At 72.7% G+C, this 16,393-nt stretch carries 13 protein-coding genes and 1 tRNA gene; 2 read left to right on the forward strand and 12 right to left on the reverse strand.

Going from position 1 to position 16,393, the window contains the following annotated elements; genetic code table 11:
* Positions 1-118 precede the first annotated feature (118 nt).
* Entirely contained in the window at positions 119-1,546 is a 1,428-nt protein-coding gene (gene rox / locus ACZ66Z_RS01385) for a rifampin monooxygenase (protein ID WP_469931902.1), read from the reverse strand.
* A 196-nt stretch (positions 1,547-1,742) separates the two neighbouring features.
* On the reverse strand, positions 1,743-2,402 hold the full coding sequence (locus ACZ66Z_RS01390) for a maltokinase N-terminal cap-like domain-containing protein (protein ID WP_469931903.1): 660 nt from the start codon (positions 2,400-2,402) through the stop codon (positions 1,743-1,745).
* Between the two features lie 197 nt (positions 2,403-2,599).
* Here ACZ66Z_RS01390 and ACZ66Z_RS01395 point away from each other — a divergent pair, with 197 nt between their 5' ends.
* A complete protein-coding gene (locus ACZ66Z_RS01395; RefSeq protein WP_469931904.1) occupies positions 2,600-3,064 on the forward strand; it encodes a GreA/GreB family elongation factor in 465 nt (154 codons plus the stop codon).
* A gap of 30 nt (positions 3,065-3,094) precedes the next feature.
* Here ACZ66Z_RS01395 and ACZ66Z_RS01400 read toward each other — a convergent pair whose 3' ends face one another.
* The 4 genes from ACZ66Z_RS01400 to ACZ66Z_RS01415 all read right to left on the reverse strand — a co-directional run bounded on the left by ACZ66Z_RS01400 (position 3,095) and on the right by ACZ66Z_RS01415 (position 8,148).
* On the reverse strand, positions 3,095-3,730 hold the full coding sequence (locus tag ACZ66Z_RS01400; protein ID WP_469931905.1) for a DUF1345 domain-containing protein: 636 nt from the start codon (positions 3,728-3,730) through the stop codon (positions 3,095-3,097).
* Between the two features lie 4 nt (positions 3,731-3,734).
* Positions 3,735-4,550, reverse strand: coding sequence for a family 1 encapsulin nanocompartment shell protein (locus ACZ66Z_RS01405; RefSeq protein WP_469931906.1), 816 nt, complete (start codon positions 4,548-4,550; stop codon positions 3,735-3,737).
* On the reverse strand, positions 4,547-5,536 hold the full coding sequence (locus ACZ66Z_RS01410; protein ID WP_469931907.1) for a Dyp-type peroxidase: 990 nt from the start codon (positions 5,534-5,536) through the stop codon (positions 4,547-4,549). Before ACZ66Z_RS01410 ends, ACZ66Z_RS01405 begins: the two co-directional genes overlap by 4 nt.
* Before the next feature lie 101 nt (positions 5,537-5,637).
* On the reverse strand, positions 5,638-8,148 hold the full coding sequence (locus ACZ66Z_RS01415) for an ATP-dependent Clp protease ATP-binding subunit (RefSeq protein WP_469931908.1): 2,511 nt from the start codon (positions 8,146-8,148) through the stop codon (positions 5,638-5,640).
* 273 nt (positions 8,149-8,421) lie between these two features.
* Here ACZ66Z_RS01415 and ACZ66Z_RS01420 point away from each other — a divergent pair, with 273 nt between their 5' ends.
* Positions 8,422-9,729, forward strand: coding sequence for a YhgE/Pip domain-containing protein (locus ACZ66Z_RS01420; RefSeq protein ID WP_469931909.1), 1,308 nt, complete (start codon positions 8,422-8,424; stop codon positions 9,727-9,729).
* Positions 9,730-9,733: 4 nt separating this feature from the next.
* Here ACZ66Z_RS01420 and ACZ66Z_RS01425 read toward each other — a convergent pair whose 3' ends face one another.
* The 6 genes from ACZ66Z_RS01425 to ACZ66Z_RS01450 all read right to left on the reverse strand — a co-directional run bounded on the left by ACZ66Z_RS01425 (position 9,734) and on the right by ACZ66Z_RS01450 (position 16,391).
* Entirely contained in the window at positions 9,734-10,240 is a 507-nt protein-coding gene (locus tag ACZ66Z_RS01425; RefSeq protein WP_469931910.1) for a hypothetical protein, read from the reverse strand.
* A gap of 73 nt (positions 10,241-10,313) precedes the next feature.
* Positions 10,314-11,285 carry a hypothetical protein gene (locus tag ACZ66Z_RS01430; RefSeq protein ID WP_469931911.1) on the reverse strand — a complete coding sequence of 324 codons (972 nt, stop codon included), beginning with the start codon at positions 11,283-11,285 and terminating at the stop codon, positions 10,314-10,316.
* Between the two features lie 327 nt (positions 11,286-11,612).
* Positions 11,613-13,700 carry a DNA helicase RecQ gene (gene recQ, locus ACZ66Z_RS01435; RefSeq protein ID WP_469931912.1) on the reverse strand — a complete coding sequence of 696 codons (2,088 nt, stop codon included), beginning with the start codon at positions 13,698-13,700 and terminating at the stop codon, positions 11,613-11,615.
* 67 nt (positions 13,701-13,767) lie between these two features.
* The gene (locus ACZ66Z_RS01440; protein WP_469931913.1) at positions 13,768-15,585 is read right to left on the reverse strand and encodes an ABC transporter ATP-binding protein; all 1,818 of its coding nucleotides are present in this window, start codon (positions 15,583-15,585) and stop codon (positions 13,768-13,770) included.
* Positions 15,586-15,708: 123 nt separating this feature from the next.
* Positions 15,709-16,176 (reverse strand): hypothetical protein, encoded by a 468-nt coding sequence (locus ACZ66Z_RS01445; protein WP_469931914.1) that lies wholly within the window; start codon positions 16,174-16,176, stop codon positions 15,709-15,711.
* Between the two features lie 130 nt (positions 16,177-16,306).
* Positions 16,307-16,391 (reverse strand) — tRNA-Leu (locus ACZ66Z_RS01450).
* Positions 16,392-16,393: the final 2 nt, after the last annotated feature.

Genomic DNA, 16,393 nt, shown 5'->3' on the forward strand with positions numbered 1-16,393 from the left:
CCCACGACGGGCCCGCGCCGAAGCGCCCGGGGCGCGGGGGCCGCGCGAACGGTCCCCCGGCCTCCGCCCGGCGGCCCGGCACCCGCCCGGGCCCGCCCGTCGGGCGCCGTCGCGCGGTTCAGTCCGTCGCGGCGCCGAACCACTCGGCCAGGGGGCCGAGGAGGTCCTCCTGGGCCTCGCCGACCCACACGACGTGGCCGTCCGGCCGCAGCAGCACGGCGGGGGCGTCCAGCTCCTCGCTGTCGTCGACGACGTGGTCGACGCGGTCCGCCCAGCCCTCCACCGAGAGCCGGCCGGTCCGGTCCAGCAGCAGGCCGCGGCCGCCGTGCGTCAGCTCGTACAGCCGCCCCCGCTTCAGCGCCACGTCCCGCAGCCGTCGGCCGAGGAGTTCATGGCCCTCGCCGAGGTCGTAGCGGACGTCGACGGCGGTGATCATGCCGGTCACGTACCGGTTGACCTCCTCGAAGTCCATCAGCTCCGCGAACAGCTCCCGCAGCGCGGTCGCCCCGGCGTCGGTGCCGAGCAGCGTCATCTGCGCGCGGGTGTTCCGCACCACTCGGGCGCCGACCGGGTGCCGTTCGGCCTCGTACGTGTCGAGCAGTCCCTCCGGCGCCCAGCCGGCGACCGCGGCGGCCAGCTTCCAGCCGAGGTTGAAGGCGTCCTGGACGCCGAGGTTGAGGCCCTGGCCGCCGGTCGGCGGGTGGATGTGCGCCGCGTCGCCGGCCAGGAACACCCGGCCGACCCGGTAGCGCTCGGCCTGCCGGGTGGCGTCGCCGAAGCGGGACAGCCAGCGGGGCGAGTGCACGCCGAAGTCGGTGCCGGCGACGGCCCGCAGCCGCTTCTTGAAGTCGTCGAGGGTCGGCGCGGTCGCGCCGTCCTCGGCCACCGCGTCGGCGGGCACGCCGACGCGGCACACCCCGTCCGCCAAGGGCTGGACGCCGAAGCGCAGTTGGGTCTTGCGGACCTCCGCGACGACGGAGGCGATCGTCTCCGGGTCGGCGGTCACCTCCATGTCGCCGAGGAGGGTCCAGACGGTGGCGGGCTCACCGGGGAAACCGACGCCGAGCAGCTTGCGCACCGTGCTGCGGCCTCCGTCGCACGCGGCGACGTAGCGGGCGCGCAGTTCGGTGCCGTCCGCGAGCCCGACGGTCACCCCGTCCTCGTCCTGGTCGATGCCGACCACTTCGGCGCCGCGCCGGATCTCCGTGCCGAGTTCGAGCGCGCGCTCCTGGAGCAGCCGCTCGGTGACCGGCTGCGGTGTGGCGAGGCCGTACGGGTGGGCCGTGTCGAGCCGCTCCGGCCACGGCTTCATCACGCCTCCGAAGAGGCCGCCGACCTGGAACCTCTCGCTGACCGCGGCGAACCGACCCAGCAGGCCCCGCTGGTCCATCACCTCGACGCTGCGCGCGTGCAGGCCCTGCCCGCGGGACTCCCGGGTCGGCTCGGCCAGCTTCTCCAGGACGACCACGCGGACGTCGTGGAGCCGCAGTTCGCTCGCCAGCATCAGACCGGTCGGTCCGCCGCCGACCACGATCACATCAATCATCAGTACGCCCCGTTTTCCGCAGGTCCTTGCTCGGAACGGAGATTCTGCGACATGGCGGGGGCCTTGCCGCAAGGCCCCCGGTGCGCTATATCTTGAGAGTGGCAAGGAGAGGTCGTCCCTCCTTGCCTTTGTTCGTTCTCCGGCCCTTCGCCTTCGGACCGCTCGAAGAGCTGCCGCCACCGGCCGCCGGAATCCGCTACCGGTCGGCCTCCGCGAGGGCGACGGCGTACGTGCCGCGGGCGGTGGTCCCGTCGGGGAGGCTCCACTCGGCCGTGACCCGGCCCCGGCCCGGCGTGCCGTCCTCGCCGGGGCGCAGCACGCGCCGCACCCGGAGCGTCAGCGGTGCGGCCGCGCCGGTCTCCCGCACCTCCACGTCGGTGCGGTCGGCGCCGTCCGTGACCCGTACGAGCTCCGCACCGGTCCCGGCGGGGGCGAGCTCGGCGGAGACGGTGGGGTCGGGCGCGTCGGTGAGGGACTGGGCCTGTGCCTCGGTCCGGCCGGCGAGCAGGGCGTACAACTGGGCGACGAGCACCGGGTCGTGGGCGCCGTCGTAGATCCAGCGCGTGCCGAGGACGCCGTGTTCGGAGGTGCCGATGAGGGCGTGCTCGGCGCCCTCCAGGGGCGCGCCCCGGTAGGTCATCGGGACGAGGTAGGCGACCGCGTCCGGCGCGGCGCCGTCGGTGACCGCCATGAACTCGATGCCCACCTCGCCGGCGGGGTCGTCCAGCCGGAAGCCGCCCGCCTTGGCCGGCCGCGGCTCCTCGGCCCCACCGGTGTACCAGGCGCGGGTGGGCAGCCAGGAGGCGAGCAGTTCCAGCTTCGTGGGCTGCATCGTGGTGTGGTGGATGACGGCCATCGTGCGTTTCTCCCTCTCGCCGCGGTCCGGGCGGCCGTGGCTCGGGCCCGGAGCACCGCAAGCCTACCGACGGAGCCGGAGCCGGGGCCTGGGGCCGGCGCGGGTCCCCGGCCGTCCGGCCGCACCCCTGATAATCTGCGAAATGTCCTGAATGTAACCTTGCACTCCTTTGTGCCGCCGCAGAGTCGGGAGCAGCAATGACCGGTGGACCCGAGCCCATCAGCGCCGTCGCCCGCGAGGAGCTCGAGCGCGAGCTCGCCGAGTTGCGGACCGAACGCGAGGCCGTCGCCGCCACCCTGCGGGACGGCGGCGGGGACGAGGCCGGCGACCGGGCCGACCAGGCCGACGAGTTGCAGCGCGCCGACGACCTCGACCGCCTGGACGCCGACATCCAGGAGGTCGAGGGGCGGCTCCGGGAGGGGTCCGTCGCGGCGGCTCCGCCCTCCGACGCGGTCGGCGTGGGCAGCAGCGTGACCGTGCGCTTCGAGGACGGCACCGAGTCGACCGTCCGGGTCGGCGAGCTCGCGAACGCCCTGGACGCGACCCTGGTCACCGCCGACAGCCCGCTCGGCCGGGCCCTGCTCGGCCACGGCGCCGGCGACACCGTCACGTACGAGACCCCCGAGGGCCGGACGACCGCGGTCGTGCTCTCGCTCGGCTGACGGCGCCGGGCCCGCCGACGGTCGCACCGGTCAGCCCGTGACGATCCCGGTGACGAGGTTGATGGTGGTGGCCAGGATGCTCGCCCCGAAGACGTACGACAGCAGACAGTGCCGCAGGACGACCGACCGGACCGTGGGGCTGGAGACGTTCGTGTCGGAGACCTGGCAGGTCATGCCGAGGTTGAAGCTGAAGTACAGGAAGTCGCTGTACTTCGGCGGGACCGGGGAGTTGAAGTCGATCCCGCCGCCGGGGTTCAGGGCGTAGTAGAGGTACGCGTACCGGGTGGCGTACATGAGGTGGAGCGCCGCCCAGGCCATGAAGACGCCGCAGAGCGCCGTCGCGGCCGCCGCGTGGCTCAGGTCGGTGCGGCCGACCAGGAGCAGCACGACGATGCCGACGAGCCCGCACAGGGAGGTCGCGACGACGACGAGTTCCTCGACGACGGGCCGGAACTCCTCGCGCCGGACGTTGTGGTGGGTCGTGGCGGCGTCCATGGGCCACAGGACGATCCAGCCGGTGGCGACGAAGACGGTCTCGGCCGCGGCGATGCCGGCGAGGACGCCCAGCGGCACGCGGGCCGGGGCGGCGACGGCCGCGCCGACCGCCGCCCCGGCGAACGCCGAGACGGCGAGCCGGGGCACGGCGCCGAGGAGCCGTCGTTCCATCGGCTCAGGTCTCCAGGACGACGACGGCCTCGTCCGTGTGGGTCAGGAAGGTCAGCGTCTCCTGGAGGTACAGCTCCACGCCGGTCGCGTCGTGCGCGGTGTAGCCGATCGCCACGTCCTGGCCGATGCGCAGCGCGAAGTCACCGCCCCGGGTGGAGAGGACGAGACCGCCGTCGAGGGCGGGCGCCCAGATCGGGGAGCCGTCGAGCATCCGGGCGAGGTGGGCCGCGATCGGGTAGCCGTGGTCGGAGGTCTCGCTGACCGCCCGGTACTGGTCGGCGCCGAGCAGCAGGGCGTAGGGCCCGTCGACACCGGCGAGCCGCAGGGCGGTGAGGGCCCGGCTGACCGCGTCGGGGTAGTCGCGGGGTTCGGTCGGCAGCCGCAGCGGCGGGTTGGAGCTGCGGCCGCGCAGCCCTTCGATCCCGGCGGCCCCGTACCCCTCGAAGACCATGCGGTCCTCGATGAGCGCCAGGGCGCGGGCCGCGTCCTTGACGGGTTGCCAGTCGGAGTCCTCGGAGCCGCGCTCGACGTCGTCGACGGCGGCCCGGGCGACGGTGAACGGCACCCGGAGCTCGACGAGGGGCCGCGCCTCGCGCAGCCGCGCCGTGGCGCCGGGCGCGGGCGCCGTCAGGTCGGAGAGGTGGCCCGTGCCGACGGCGGAGAGCTCCGGTCCGGCCGGGTCGGGGACGTCGACGACGCGGCGGCCCGCGACGTTGCGGCGGAAGGTGCGGCGGGCCTCCTCCTCGATCTCGGCCCAGGCGGCCGCGGTGATCGGGGCGAGTTCGCGGTGGAGGTTGTTGGTGGACTCGGGGGGCGTCATGGGGCGAGGGCTCCTTTCAGGCTGCCGATGCCCAGGGTCTCTTCGGGGGCCGCGGCGGCCGGCGGGGCGGGGAGGTCGTCGAGGAGGTCGGCGCTCGGCACGAAGAAGAGGCCGCCGGTCACGGCCCGGGAGAAGTCGAGGATGCGGTCCGTGGTGCCGGGGGGATCGCCGAGGAACATGTTGCGGAGCATCCGCTCGGTCACGGCGGGCGTCCGCGCGTAACCGATGAAGTAGGTGCCGAACTCGCCGGTGCCGACCTGGCCGAACGGCATGTTGGCGCGGAAGATCTGCTGCTGGACGCCGTCCTCGTCGGTGACCGTGTTCAGCGTGACGTGCGAGTCGGCGGGCTTGACGTCGTCGGACAGTTCGATGTTGGAGCCCTTGGCGCGCCCGATGACGTGCTCCTGCTGCTCGACGGTGAGCGCGTCCCAGGCCGCCATGTCGTGCACGTACTTCTGGACCATCACGTAGCTGCCGCCCCGGAAGTCCGGGTCCTCGTCGCCGATGTGGACCGCGCCGGCGGCCGTCGCGCCCTCGGGGTTCTCGCTGCCGTCGACGAAGCCGAGCAGGTCGCGGTCGTCGAAGTACGCGAAGCCGTGCACCTCGTCGACGACGGTCACCGCGGCGCCGAGGGCGGCCACGACGTGCCTGGCCAGCTCGAAGCAGAGGTCCAGGCGCTGGGCGCGCAGGTGGAAGAGCAGGTCGCCGGGGGTGGCCGGGGCGCGGTGGCGGGGGCCCCGCAGCGCCGGGAAGGGGTGCAGCTCGCGGGGGCGGGGGCCGCCCACGAGCCGGTCCCACCCCTCGGAGCCGATGCCGGCGACGCAGGTGAGGTACGAGTCGGGGGCGCGGAACGCCACCGAACGGGTCAGTCCCGTCAGGTCCCGGAGCGCCTCCCGCACCGCGGTCTCGCCGCCCGGGTTGACGGTGGCCACCAGGAAGACGGCCGCCTGCGAGGGCGGGACGACGACGTACTGGGGTACGGCCATGGCGCTCCCACGAGAGTTGGACGAAAAGCCGTGAAGGGGACGGCGTCAGCCTAGGTGCGCATGATCCGGTACGCAGCCCGGCGCGCGCCCTCCGGCGGCCGTCAGGCCACGGCGGTGCTGCCCGACTCCTCGTGCTTGCGGACCGTGCAGTGCAGCGAGTCGTCGACGACGTCCGCGACGATCGTGTCGCCGGGGTCCGCCTCGCCGCCGAGGAGGAGGGTGGCGACGCGGTTGTCGAGCTCCGCCTGGATCGTGCGGCGCAGCGGCCGGGCGCCGAAGGCCGGCTGGTAGCCGTGGGCGACGAGCAGCTTCTTCGCCGCCTCGGTGACCTCCAGGGTCATGCCCTGGGCGTGGACGCGGTGCTTGCTCCGGTCGAGGAGGTGGTCGACGATCTCCGACAGGTCCTGCTCGGTGAGGCTGTGGAAGACGATGATGTCGTCGATGCGGTTGAGGAACTCGGGCAGGAAGCGCCCCCGCAGGTCCTCCATCAGCTCGTCCTTGAGCTCGGCGGCGTCGCCCTCGTGCGCGAGGATGCGGTGGGCGCCGATGTTGGACGTCATGACGACGACGCAGTGGCGGAAGTCGACCGTGCGGCCCTGTCCGTCCGTGAGGCGCCCGTCGTCGAGGATCTGGAGCAGCGTGTTGAAGACGTCGGGGTGCCCCTTCTCCACCTCGTCGAAGAGCACGACGCTGTACGGCTGGCGGCGGACCTTCTCGGTGAGCTGGCCGGCCTCCTCGTAGCCGACGTATCCGGGGGGCGCGCCGACGAGGCGGGCGACCGTGTGCTTCTCCTGGAACTCGCTCATGTCGAACCGGATCATGCGGTCCTCGGCGCCGAAGAGCAGCTCGGCGAGGGTCTTGGCGAGTTCGGTCTTGCCGACGCCCGTGGGTCCGAGGAAGAGGAAGGAGCCGACGGGCCGGTTCGGGTCGCCCATGCCGGCCCGGTTGCGGCGCACGGCCTCGGAGACGGCGGTGACCGCCTCGTCCTGTCCGACGATCCGGGCGTGCATCTCCTCCTCCAGCCTGAGGAGCTTCTCCTTCTCGCTGGCGGTGAGCTGCGAGACGGGGATGCCGGTGCGGCGGGAGACGACGTCGGCGATGTCGGAGGCCGTGACCGAGACGACGCCCTCGCGGCGCTCCTCGATCCCGGCGAGCTCGCCCTCGATCCCGGCCATCCGCTCCTTGAGCTCCTTGGCCTTCTCGAAGTCCTCGCGGGCGACGGCCTGGTCCTTCTCGCGCCCCAGCTTGGCGAGCTCGTCCTCGCGGCTGACGACCTCGGTCGAGCGGCCGCCGCTGCGGAGCCGTACCCTCGCACCGGCCTGGTCCATCAGGTCGATGGCCTTGTCGGGCAGGAAGCGGTCGCTGACGTAGCGGTCGGAGAGTTCGGCCGCCGCGGCGAGGGCGCCGTCGGCGAACCGGACCTGGTGGTGGGCCTCGTAGGCGTCCCGCAGTCCTTCGAGGATCTGCACGGTCTCCTCGACGGTGGGTTCCGGGATCAGGACGGGCTGGAAGCGGCGTTCGAGGGCGGCGTCCTTCTCGATGTGCTTGCGGTACTCGTCGATGGTGGTGGCGCCCACGACGTGCAGTTCGCCGCGCGCGAGGGCGGGCTTGAGCATGTTGCCCGCGTCCATCGAGCCCTCGCCGGTGGCGCCGGCGCCGACGACGGTGTGCAGTTCGTCGATGAAGAGGACGACGTCGCCGCTCGCCTCCTGGACGTCCTCGATGACCTTCTTGAGTCGCTCCTCGAACTGTCCCCGGTACTGCGCCCCGGCCACCATGCCGGACAGGTCCAGGGAGACGACCCGCTTGCCCTTCAGGGTGTCGGGGACCTCGTCCGCGACGATGCGCTGGGCGAGGCCCTCCACGATGGCGGTCTTGCCGACGCCGGGCTCGCCGATGAGCACGGGGTTGTTCTTGGAGCGCCGGGAGAGGATCTCGACGGTCTGCTCGATCTCGTCGGCCCGGCCGACGACGGGGTCGAGCCTCCCCGCCCTGGCCTCCTCCGTCAGGTCCCGGCCGTACTCGTCGAGGGTCGTGGCCGGCTGCTTCGCGGCGGGCGCGCCGCCCTGCTCCGGGCGGGGCGCCCGGTCGGTGAGGCCGCGCAGCTTCTTCACGTCCAGGTCCTCGGCCCGCAGGAAGCGGGAGGCGCCGGAGTCGGCGTCGCCGAGGAGGGCGCTGAGGATGTGCTCGGGGCCGATGTAGGAGACGCCGGCCGCCTGCGAGTAGGCGTGGGCGGTGGCGAGGGTCCGCTTGGCCGCCGGGGTGAGCCCGGGCTCGGCGGACGGTTCGGCGGACTCCCGGGGGAGGACCTGGGCGAGCCGGTCGGCGAGCTTGTCGGGGTCCACCCCGCCCCGGGAGAGGAGCCGGCGGGTCGGTTCGGTCCGGGTCGCCGCCCACAGGAGGTGTTCGGTGTCGAGGTCGGAGCTGCCGTCCTCGTCGGCCTTGCGCGCGGCCGTGTTCAGCAGTTCGTGGGAGGACTCGGTCAGCAGCCGTCCGATGGGCACGCGCTGCACCGCGGGGGGCGACGAGGCCGGCGACATGCCGAAGAACCGGTTGAACAGGTCGCTGAACGGGTCCGACGAACCGAAGGGTGAACCGAACGCCATCGACATGGCAGCTCCTGAAGGGGCGAAAGAGGGGCCCACCCACTCAAACCCGACGCCGACCGCTCCGCAATCGGAGCGTGACCGGCGGCCCGTCGACGCTCCCGTCCCGCGGGGAGGCCTACGTGCCCACCCGTACGGAGGCCGACGCCCGCCCCGTACGGAGGCCGGCATCCATCCCCTGCGGAGGCCGACACGCCACCTCGCGCGGACGCCGACACGCCACCCCGCACAGGCGCCCGAAATGACCGGATCGCGGCTCGGTCCGCCGACGATGGGCCCATGACCTCCGCCCTCCCCCCGAACGCCCCGGACCCGGCCCCCGGACCCGATCCGACCCCCGGCCCCCAGGTCCGCGCCTCCGCGCTCGTACGGCACGCCAAGCTGTGGCTCGTACCGACCGTCCTGTGCGCCCTGGTGTCGCTGCTGCTGTCGCTCCTCTACATGGGCGGCATCCTCAGCCCGGGCGACCACCTGGACCGGCTGCCCATCGCCCTGGTCGACGAGGACGAGGGCCGTCCGCTGCCGGGACAGCGGGAGAACCTGGGGAAGCAGATCACCGACTCGATCGCCTCGGCGGGCTCCTCCAGGGCCACCGTCGACTGGCGCCGCCTCGACCGCGCCGCCGCCCAGGACGCGCTGGCCTCGGGGCAGGTCTTCGGCGCCCTGGTCGTCCCGGCGGACTTCACCGCGTCCGTCGCGGCCCTCACCACGAACCGGGCGACGGCCCGCCCGACGCTGACCGTGCTCACCAACCCCGGCCTCGGCAGCCTGGGCTCGTCCCTGGCCTCCCAGATCAACCAGAGCGCGGCCCACCGGGCCTCGCTCACCATCGGCGGACGGCTCTCGGCCGCCTCCGCCGTGCCGACCACGCGGGTGCTCCTGTCCGACCCCGTCACGGTCGTCACCCGCGTCGGGCATCCGATCGGCCGGCACAGCGGTCTGGGCCTGACCGCCTTCTACTACACGCTGCTGCTCGTCCTGGGCGGCTTCATCGGCGGGAACCTCGTCAACAGCGGCGTCGACACCGCGCTCGGCTACGCCGACAGCGAGATCGGCCCCTGGCACACCCGCCGGCCGACCGTTCCCGTCAGCCGCACCCAGACGCTCGTCCTGAAGATGCTGATGACCGCCGGGATCTCGCTCCTGACGACCACGCTCGTCATGGTCGCCACCATCGCGATCCTGGACATGGACGCCGACCACCTGCCGATGCTGTGGCTCTTCTCCTACTGCGCCACGGTCGCCGTCGGCCTGGGCGTCCAGGCCATCAACGCGGCCTTCGGCGGCATCGGCCAGCTCGTGTCCATGTTCGTCTTCATCGCGCTGGCCCTCCCCTCCTCGGGAGCGACCGTCCCCCTGGAGGCCACCCCCGCGTTCTACCGCTTCCTGGGCGTGTTCGAGCCGATGCACCAGCTCAGCGCGGGCATCCGGTCCATCCTGTACTTCGACGCCCGGGCCGACGCGGGGCTCGCCCGTGGCTGGATCATGATCGCGATCGGCGTGGTGGCGGCCCTGGCGTTCGGATTCGCCATGACGCACTACTACGACCGCAGGGGGCTGCGGCGCCTCACGCCGCAGCCCGAGTGAGCGACTACCAGGTGCTGGTGAAGTGGATGGAACGGTTGTCGTTCCGGGTGTTCCAGAGGGTGGACATGCCGGAGCGCGCGCCGACCGTGTCGGAGACGCCCTTGTAGCCGGCGCTGTAGTACACGGTGCCGACGTAGCCGTCGTACCAGTTGTAGGCGGAGGCCGCGTTGTTGCCGACGGCCTGGCCGCTGCCCGAGCCGGTGCCGTCACAGAAGCGGAGCGGCATGGCCGGGGTGTACGGCATCTTGAGGGCCAGCATGTCGTAGATGTTGTGGCCGATGTTGACCCAGGCGCCCGAGTAGTTGGGGCTGTAGTAGAGGCGGAAGCGGAACTCCTCCGACGAGCCGGCGCACTTCTGGTTCGACATGATGGTGTACTCGTCGCTGGTGATGTAGGCGGTGGGGTCGCCCTCCGCGTGGGCCGTGCCTGTGCCGGAGAGCGCGGAGGCGCCCATCACGGCGGCGACGAGGGCGGTGCGCAGGCGGCGGCGCGAGGTGGTCGAGGTCTGCATCGGGTTCTCCAGAGGGATCGTCGGAACGGAATCGACAGGAACGGGATCGACAGGAAGGGCGGAGGGAGAGGGGTCAGGGGCGGGCGAGGACGTCCGCCGCCTTGCGCAGGGAGGCGTCGAGGGCGCGGCGGTCCGCCGCGAGCGCCGTGGCGTTGCGCGCGATCGAGCCATGCTGGATCCGGGTCTCCGCCTCGTGCCAGACCTCCGCGACCCGGTGCGCGGCGCGGCAGGCGATGTCGGCGAGCGCCGTGTCGATCTCCGCGCGGGACGCGCCCTCGGGCCGGGGCCGGAACCGGGGGTCGTCGTTGGCGGCCATGGGCGCCGGGTACGTGAAGCCCTTGGCCTTCATGCAGGCGGACCAGCGGGCGAACACCGCCTTCACCGGCGGGTCCTCCATGGAGGCGGGGTACGACTCGTTCGTGAGCCGCTGCACCAGCGGGGAGATTCCCTGGGGCGGACCGCCCAGGGTCCGGCGGGCCCGGCCGAAGCAGCCGCCCTCGGGGATCCTCCGCCCCGCGTAGGAGCCGTGCCGGGCCCCGGGGCCGGCCTTCCGCAGGAGTTCGGCCGGCACGTCGGTGCCGCCCAGAACCAGCTGCTGGTCGTCGGAGAGTCGCGGTCGCGCGTCGGCCTCGCTCAACGCCTTCTCGTACCTCGCCTGTTGGGCCGGATCCACCTGGTAGCCGAACTTCGCGGACATCTCCGCGTCATGGATCCCGTACCGCCAGTCGAGCATGTTCTTCGGGCCGATCGGGGGGAGCTCCGGCGCCGGCTTCCAGGCGATCCCGAACTCTGCGAGGCACCGGCCGACCAGCTTCTGCTCGGCCCGGGCGAGGGTCCGGGTCTGCTCGGTGGTGGGGCGGTACGCCTGCATGGGCAGGGTCCAGGACGACGGGTCGGCGGCGGAGCCCGGCACGGCGCCCGCGGCCGACGCGGCGGCCGGTGCCGCGGGCCCTGCTCCCTGCCCGGTGGAACACCCGGTCAGGGCGAGGGCGGTCAGGGCGAGGGGCGCGCCCGTCCGCAGGATTCCGTGCAGGCTGCTCGTCATCGGCGGAGGGGTCCTCACGTGCGCGGTCTCAGGGGTCCTGGTCGCCGCACGAGGGGCGGTTCAGTGACGCCTGGAGCAGCGCCGAAAAGCGCGCTGCGCTCCGGCCCGCGCCGCCGTCGTCCTCCGCGTCCGAGGCGCACCCCGGCCGCCCCCCGGGAGACTGGGGAGAACCGTACATCCAGAGATGATCACTGGTCAAAGCCCCCGGAGAACGCCGATCGGGGGCCCGCCACCAAGAGGTCCCCCGACCGTGTTCCACCGCTGGAAAACGGCCGGAGGCCGTGTCGGACGTCTCCGTACGGCCTCCGGTGCGCGGGGTGCCCCGGGCTACTCGCCCTCGTCCCACGGCGGTTCGAGCTCGTCCTCGTCCCACGGCGGTTCCTCGTCGTAGGACGGCGGAACGTCCGGCTCCGCCCTGCGCGCCGACGGCACGGAGGCGGCCGGGGCGTCACCGGACGCCGCCTTGGCGGCAGGCGCCGGAGCCGCGGGCCCGGACGGGGCAGGACCGGAGGACGCGGTGGCCCCGTCGGGACCCGTGTCACCCGTCCCCGCGCCCCCGGACTGCGCCAGGGCGTCGAGGACGCCCTCGGCGTACTTGGCGAGTTTGGCCTCGCCGACGCCTCCGATGGTGCCGAGCTCCTCGACGGTGGCGGGCAGACGGGTCGCGATCTCGCGGAGCGTCGCGTCGTGGAAGACGACGTACGCCGGCACGCCCTGCTCGCGCGCCGTCGCGGCCCGCCAGGCACGGAGCGCCTCGAAGACCGGCACGGCGGCCGCGGGCAGGTCGACCGGCACGCGCGCGCCCTTGCCGGAGCGGCTCCCGGACTCCTTGCGGGCGGGGGCGGCGACCGCCTTCTCCTTGCGCATCGGGACCTGGCGGCGTCCGCCGAGGACCTCGCCGCTGTCCTCGGTGAGCACGAGCGTCCCGTAGTCGCCCTCCACCGCGAGCAGCCGCTGCGCGAGGAGCTGGCGGACGACCCCGCGCCACTCGGCGGTGCCCAGGTCCGATCCGACGCCGAAGACGGACAGCTGGTCGTGGTCGAACTGGATGACCTTGGCCGTCTTCTTGCCCTGGAGGATGTCGATGATCTGGCCGGCGCCGAACTTCTGGCGCCGTTCCTTCGCCAGCCGCCACACCGTGGAGAGCAGCTTCTGCGCGGCGACGGTCCCGTCCCAGGACTCGCCCGGCGTCAGGCAGGTGTCGCAGTTGCCGCAGGGCTTGCCGGACTGTCCGAAGTACTCCAGGAGCCGCACGCGGCGGCAGTCGACCGTCTCGCAGAGGGCGAGCATGGCGTCCAGGTGCCTGGCCAGGGAGCGGCGGTGCGTCTCGTCGCCCTCGGAGCCGTCGATGAGCTTGCGCTGCTGGACGACGTCCTGGAGGCCGTACGCCAGCCACGCCGTGGCCGGCTCCCCGTCGCGGCCCGCGCGGCCGGTCTCCTGGTAGTAGCCCTCGACCGACTTGGGCAGGTCGAGGTGGGCCACGAAGCGCACGTCCGGCTTGTCGATGCCCATGCCGAAGGCGATGGTCGCCACGACCACCACCCCGTCCTCCCGCAGGAAGCGGGCCTGGTTCGCCGCGCGCGTCCGGGCGTCCATGCCGGCGTGGTACGGGACGGCGTCGATGCCGTGCTCCACGAGGGCGGCCGCCGTCTTCTCCACCGAGGCCCGCGAGAGGCAGTAGACGACGCCCGCGTCCCCGTCGTGCTCGGTCCTGATCAGCTCCAGGAGCTGCTTGAGCGGATTGTTCTTCGGGACGATGCGGTACTGGATGTTGGGCCGGTCGAAGCCGGCGACGAAGTGCCGGGCGTCCTCCAGGCCCAGTCGCCTCGCGATCTCGGCGTGGGTGGCCTCGGTGGCGGTCGCCGTCAGCGCGATCCGCGGCACCTTCGGCCACCGCTCGTGGAGCATGGAGAGGGCGAGGTAGTCGGGCCGGAAGTCGTGGCCCCACTGGGCGACGCAGTGCGCCTCGTCGATCGCGAAGAGCGACACCGTGCCCCGGTCGAGGAGCCGCTGGGTGCCCTCGGTGCGGAGCCGCTCGGGGGCCAGGTAGAGCAGGTCCAGCTCGTCCGCGAGGAACGCCTGCTCGACGGCCTGCCGCTCGTACGGGTCCTGCGTCGAGTTCAGGAAGCCGGCCCGCACCCCGAGCGCCCTGAGCGCGTCCACCTGGTCCTGCATCAGGGCGATGAGGGGCGAGACCACGACGCCCGTGCCCGCTCTGACGAGGGCCGGGATCTGGTAGCAGAGCGACTTGCCGCCGCCCGTCGGCATCAGGACGAGCGCGTCGCCGCCGCCGACGACCTGCTCGATGATCTCCTGCTGCTCCCCGCGGAAGGAGCTGTAGCCGAAGACGCGGTGGAGCACCCGAGCGGCTTCGGAGGTCTCGGCGGAGGCGGCGGGAGCGTCGGAAAGGACCATTCGTGAAGCCTAGCCGTCCGCACCGACACCGCGGTCCCGCCCGGGGCGACCTGTGGACGACCGCGGGTCACCGCAGGCCGGCCGCCGCGGGGGCGTCGTCGATGAAGCCGCCCGACTGGTGCTGCCACAGCTTGGCGTAGGCGCCCTCGGTGGCGAGCAGCTCCTGGTGCGTGCCCTGCTCGACGATCCGTCCGCGGTCGAGGACGACGAGCCGGTCCATGGTGGCCACCGTGCTCAGCCGGTGGGCGACCACCAGCGCCGTCCGTCCCTCCATGAGCCGCCACAGCGCGTCCTGCACGAGGATCTCGCTCTCGGAGTCCAGGGCGCTGGTCGCCTCGTCGAGCAGCAGGATCGGGGCGTCGCGCAGGATCGCCCGGGCGAGGGCGACCCGCTGGCGCTGGCCGCCGGACAGCTTCACTCCCCGCTCGCCGACCATGGTGTCGAAGCCCTCGGGGAGGGCGTCCGCGAACTCCGTGACGTGCGCCGCCTCGGCCGCGCGCCGGATCTCGGCCTCGGTGGCCTCCGGCCGGGCGAAGGCGATGTTCTCCCGCAGGGTGCGGTGGAACATCGCGGGGTCCTGCGGCACGTACGCGATCATGCTGCGCAGTTCGGTCTGCCGGAGCCGGCTGATGTCCTGGCCGCCGATCGTGATCCGGCCGCCGTCGATGTCGGTCATCCGCAGGAGCAGCCGGGTGAGGGTGGTCTTGCCGCCGCCGGACCGTCCGACGAAACCGATCTTCGCGCCGCTGGGCACGTCCAGGTCGAGGCCCTCGAAGAGCGGCTTCGCGCCCGCGTGGGCGAAGGTCACCTTCTCGAACCGCACCTCGGCGTCCTCGGGCCGGAGGGGCTCCGGCTCCTCCGGGTCGAGGACGGTCGGCTTCTCGAGGAGGAGCTCGGTGAACTGCGCGGCCTCCGTCATCGAGCTTTCCAGGCGCCGGTAGATCTGGTTGAACTCGAACATGATCCGGGTCGCGTTGGCGTAGTACGTGAAGGCGACGATGACGGCCTCCACGCCGTGCTCTCCCCCGCCGAGTCCGACGGCGAGGAGGAGTCCGAGGACGTTCGTCAGGACGGACATCGGCGCGACGAGCGTGTCGATGCGCAGGTTTCCGTAGTCCCAGGAGCGCAGGGTGAGCCGTCGGGACTCCGCGACGCGGGAGCGGTGCTCGGCGGCCTCGCGGCGCTCGGCGCCGAAGGACCGGACCGTGTCCATGTTGGTCAGGCTGTCGGCGACGTGTCCCGAGACCCGGGCGATCGCCTGTTCGCGCCGGGCGACGAGCGCCTGTCGGCGCCGGATGAGCGGTGCCACGCCGAGGCCCGTGACGGCGATGAGGAAGAGGAGTCCGACCACGAGCAGCGGGTCGTACTGCCAGAGCACCACCGAGGCGAAGACGAGCGGTACGAAGCTGCCCATGACCGAGAAGGTCAGGGTGTCGACGCACTCCTCGAAGCGGGAGGCGAAGCTGAGGACCCGTTTGGTCAGCGATCCGGCGAAGTTGTCGTGGAAGAAAGCGGCGTCCTTGGCGAACAGTTCGTCCATGCCGATGACGTACAGGTTCTCGATGCCGCGCGCGTCGAGGCGGTTCAGGCAGTGCAGTCCGACGCGCCACAGGGCCTCTCCGAGCAGCAGGACGCCGGCGAAGACGAGGACGTACGGGAGGAGCGGGCCGATCCCTCCGCCGGTGTCGTGGCCGACGATGCGGCCGACGAGCTTGGCGACGACGAGGGGGGCGATGTAGTTGATGCCGATGTTGCCGAGTGCCGGCAGGAGGAGGGCGGGGGCGGTCAGCCGTCGGAGGCGGACCAGTTCCCGTCCGTAGAAGCGGACTGCGAGGAGTACCGAGCCTTTGTTCGGCAAACCTTCGCGCGATTCAGGTGATCCCATACCCAACCCTGTGCTGTCGTACCGAAGGTGAGCAAAAGGAGTCTCCCGTGCGGATGCTCGCGCGGTCCAGGCATTTTCCGCCCGACCGTCCGGTCGCGACCCGTGACCCGTGGCCGTGGCCCGTCAGGAGCCTTGCGAGGCCGCCGGATTGACGGCGTCGAAGACCATGAGCCCCGCTTCGGGATCCAGATGGAACGATCCGGAGGAGACGTCCCGGGTGACCTCGGAGGCGAAGTCCTCGCTCGTCCGCCACGCGGCGCCCTCGGGGACCTCGGGCGCGACGCCTCCCAGGACGGTCGGCGGCTGCTCGGCGGGCACCCAGTCGTACTCCTTCAGGAGCCGCCGGACGTCCTCCTCCGCAAGGGTCGCGACACCGGAGAGCCGGATGTCGGTGGGGCCGGGCACTCGGGAACCCGCCCCGCCGAGGGGGGCCGCGACCCATGCGACGCCGGTGAACCTCCCGAACTGCGGGAACCGCTTCTCCACCGGTTCCCGGTCCGTCCTGACCTTCGCCTGCGGGGGCTGCCGCGAGGCCGTACCGGTCCGCGGCCCGGCCGCGTCGCCGCAGCCGCCGACCAGGCTCAGCACCATCAGGACTCCGACCACCGCTCGACGCGGACCACCCGGACCCATCGGCCACCCCCCGGTGCCATGTGACGACGCACGGAAACACCATGTGGTGGTCGGGAGACTTCCCGACCACCACATGGTGTTCTTCTCGTGTCCGAGGGGGGACTTGAACCCCCACGCCCGATAAAGGGCACTAGCACCTCAAGCTAGCGCGTCTGCCATTCCGCCACCCGGACGG

It is taken from the genome of Streptomyces sp. NPDC107498 (assembly GCF_055582805.1).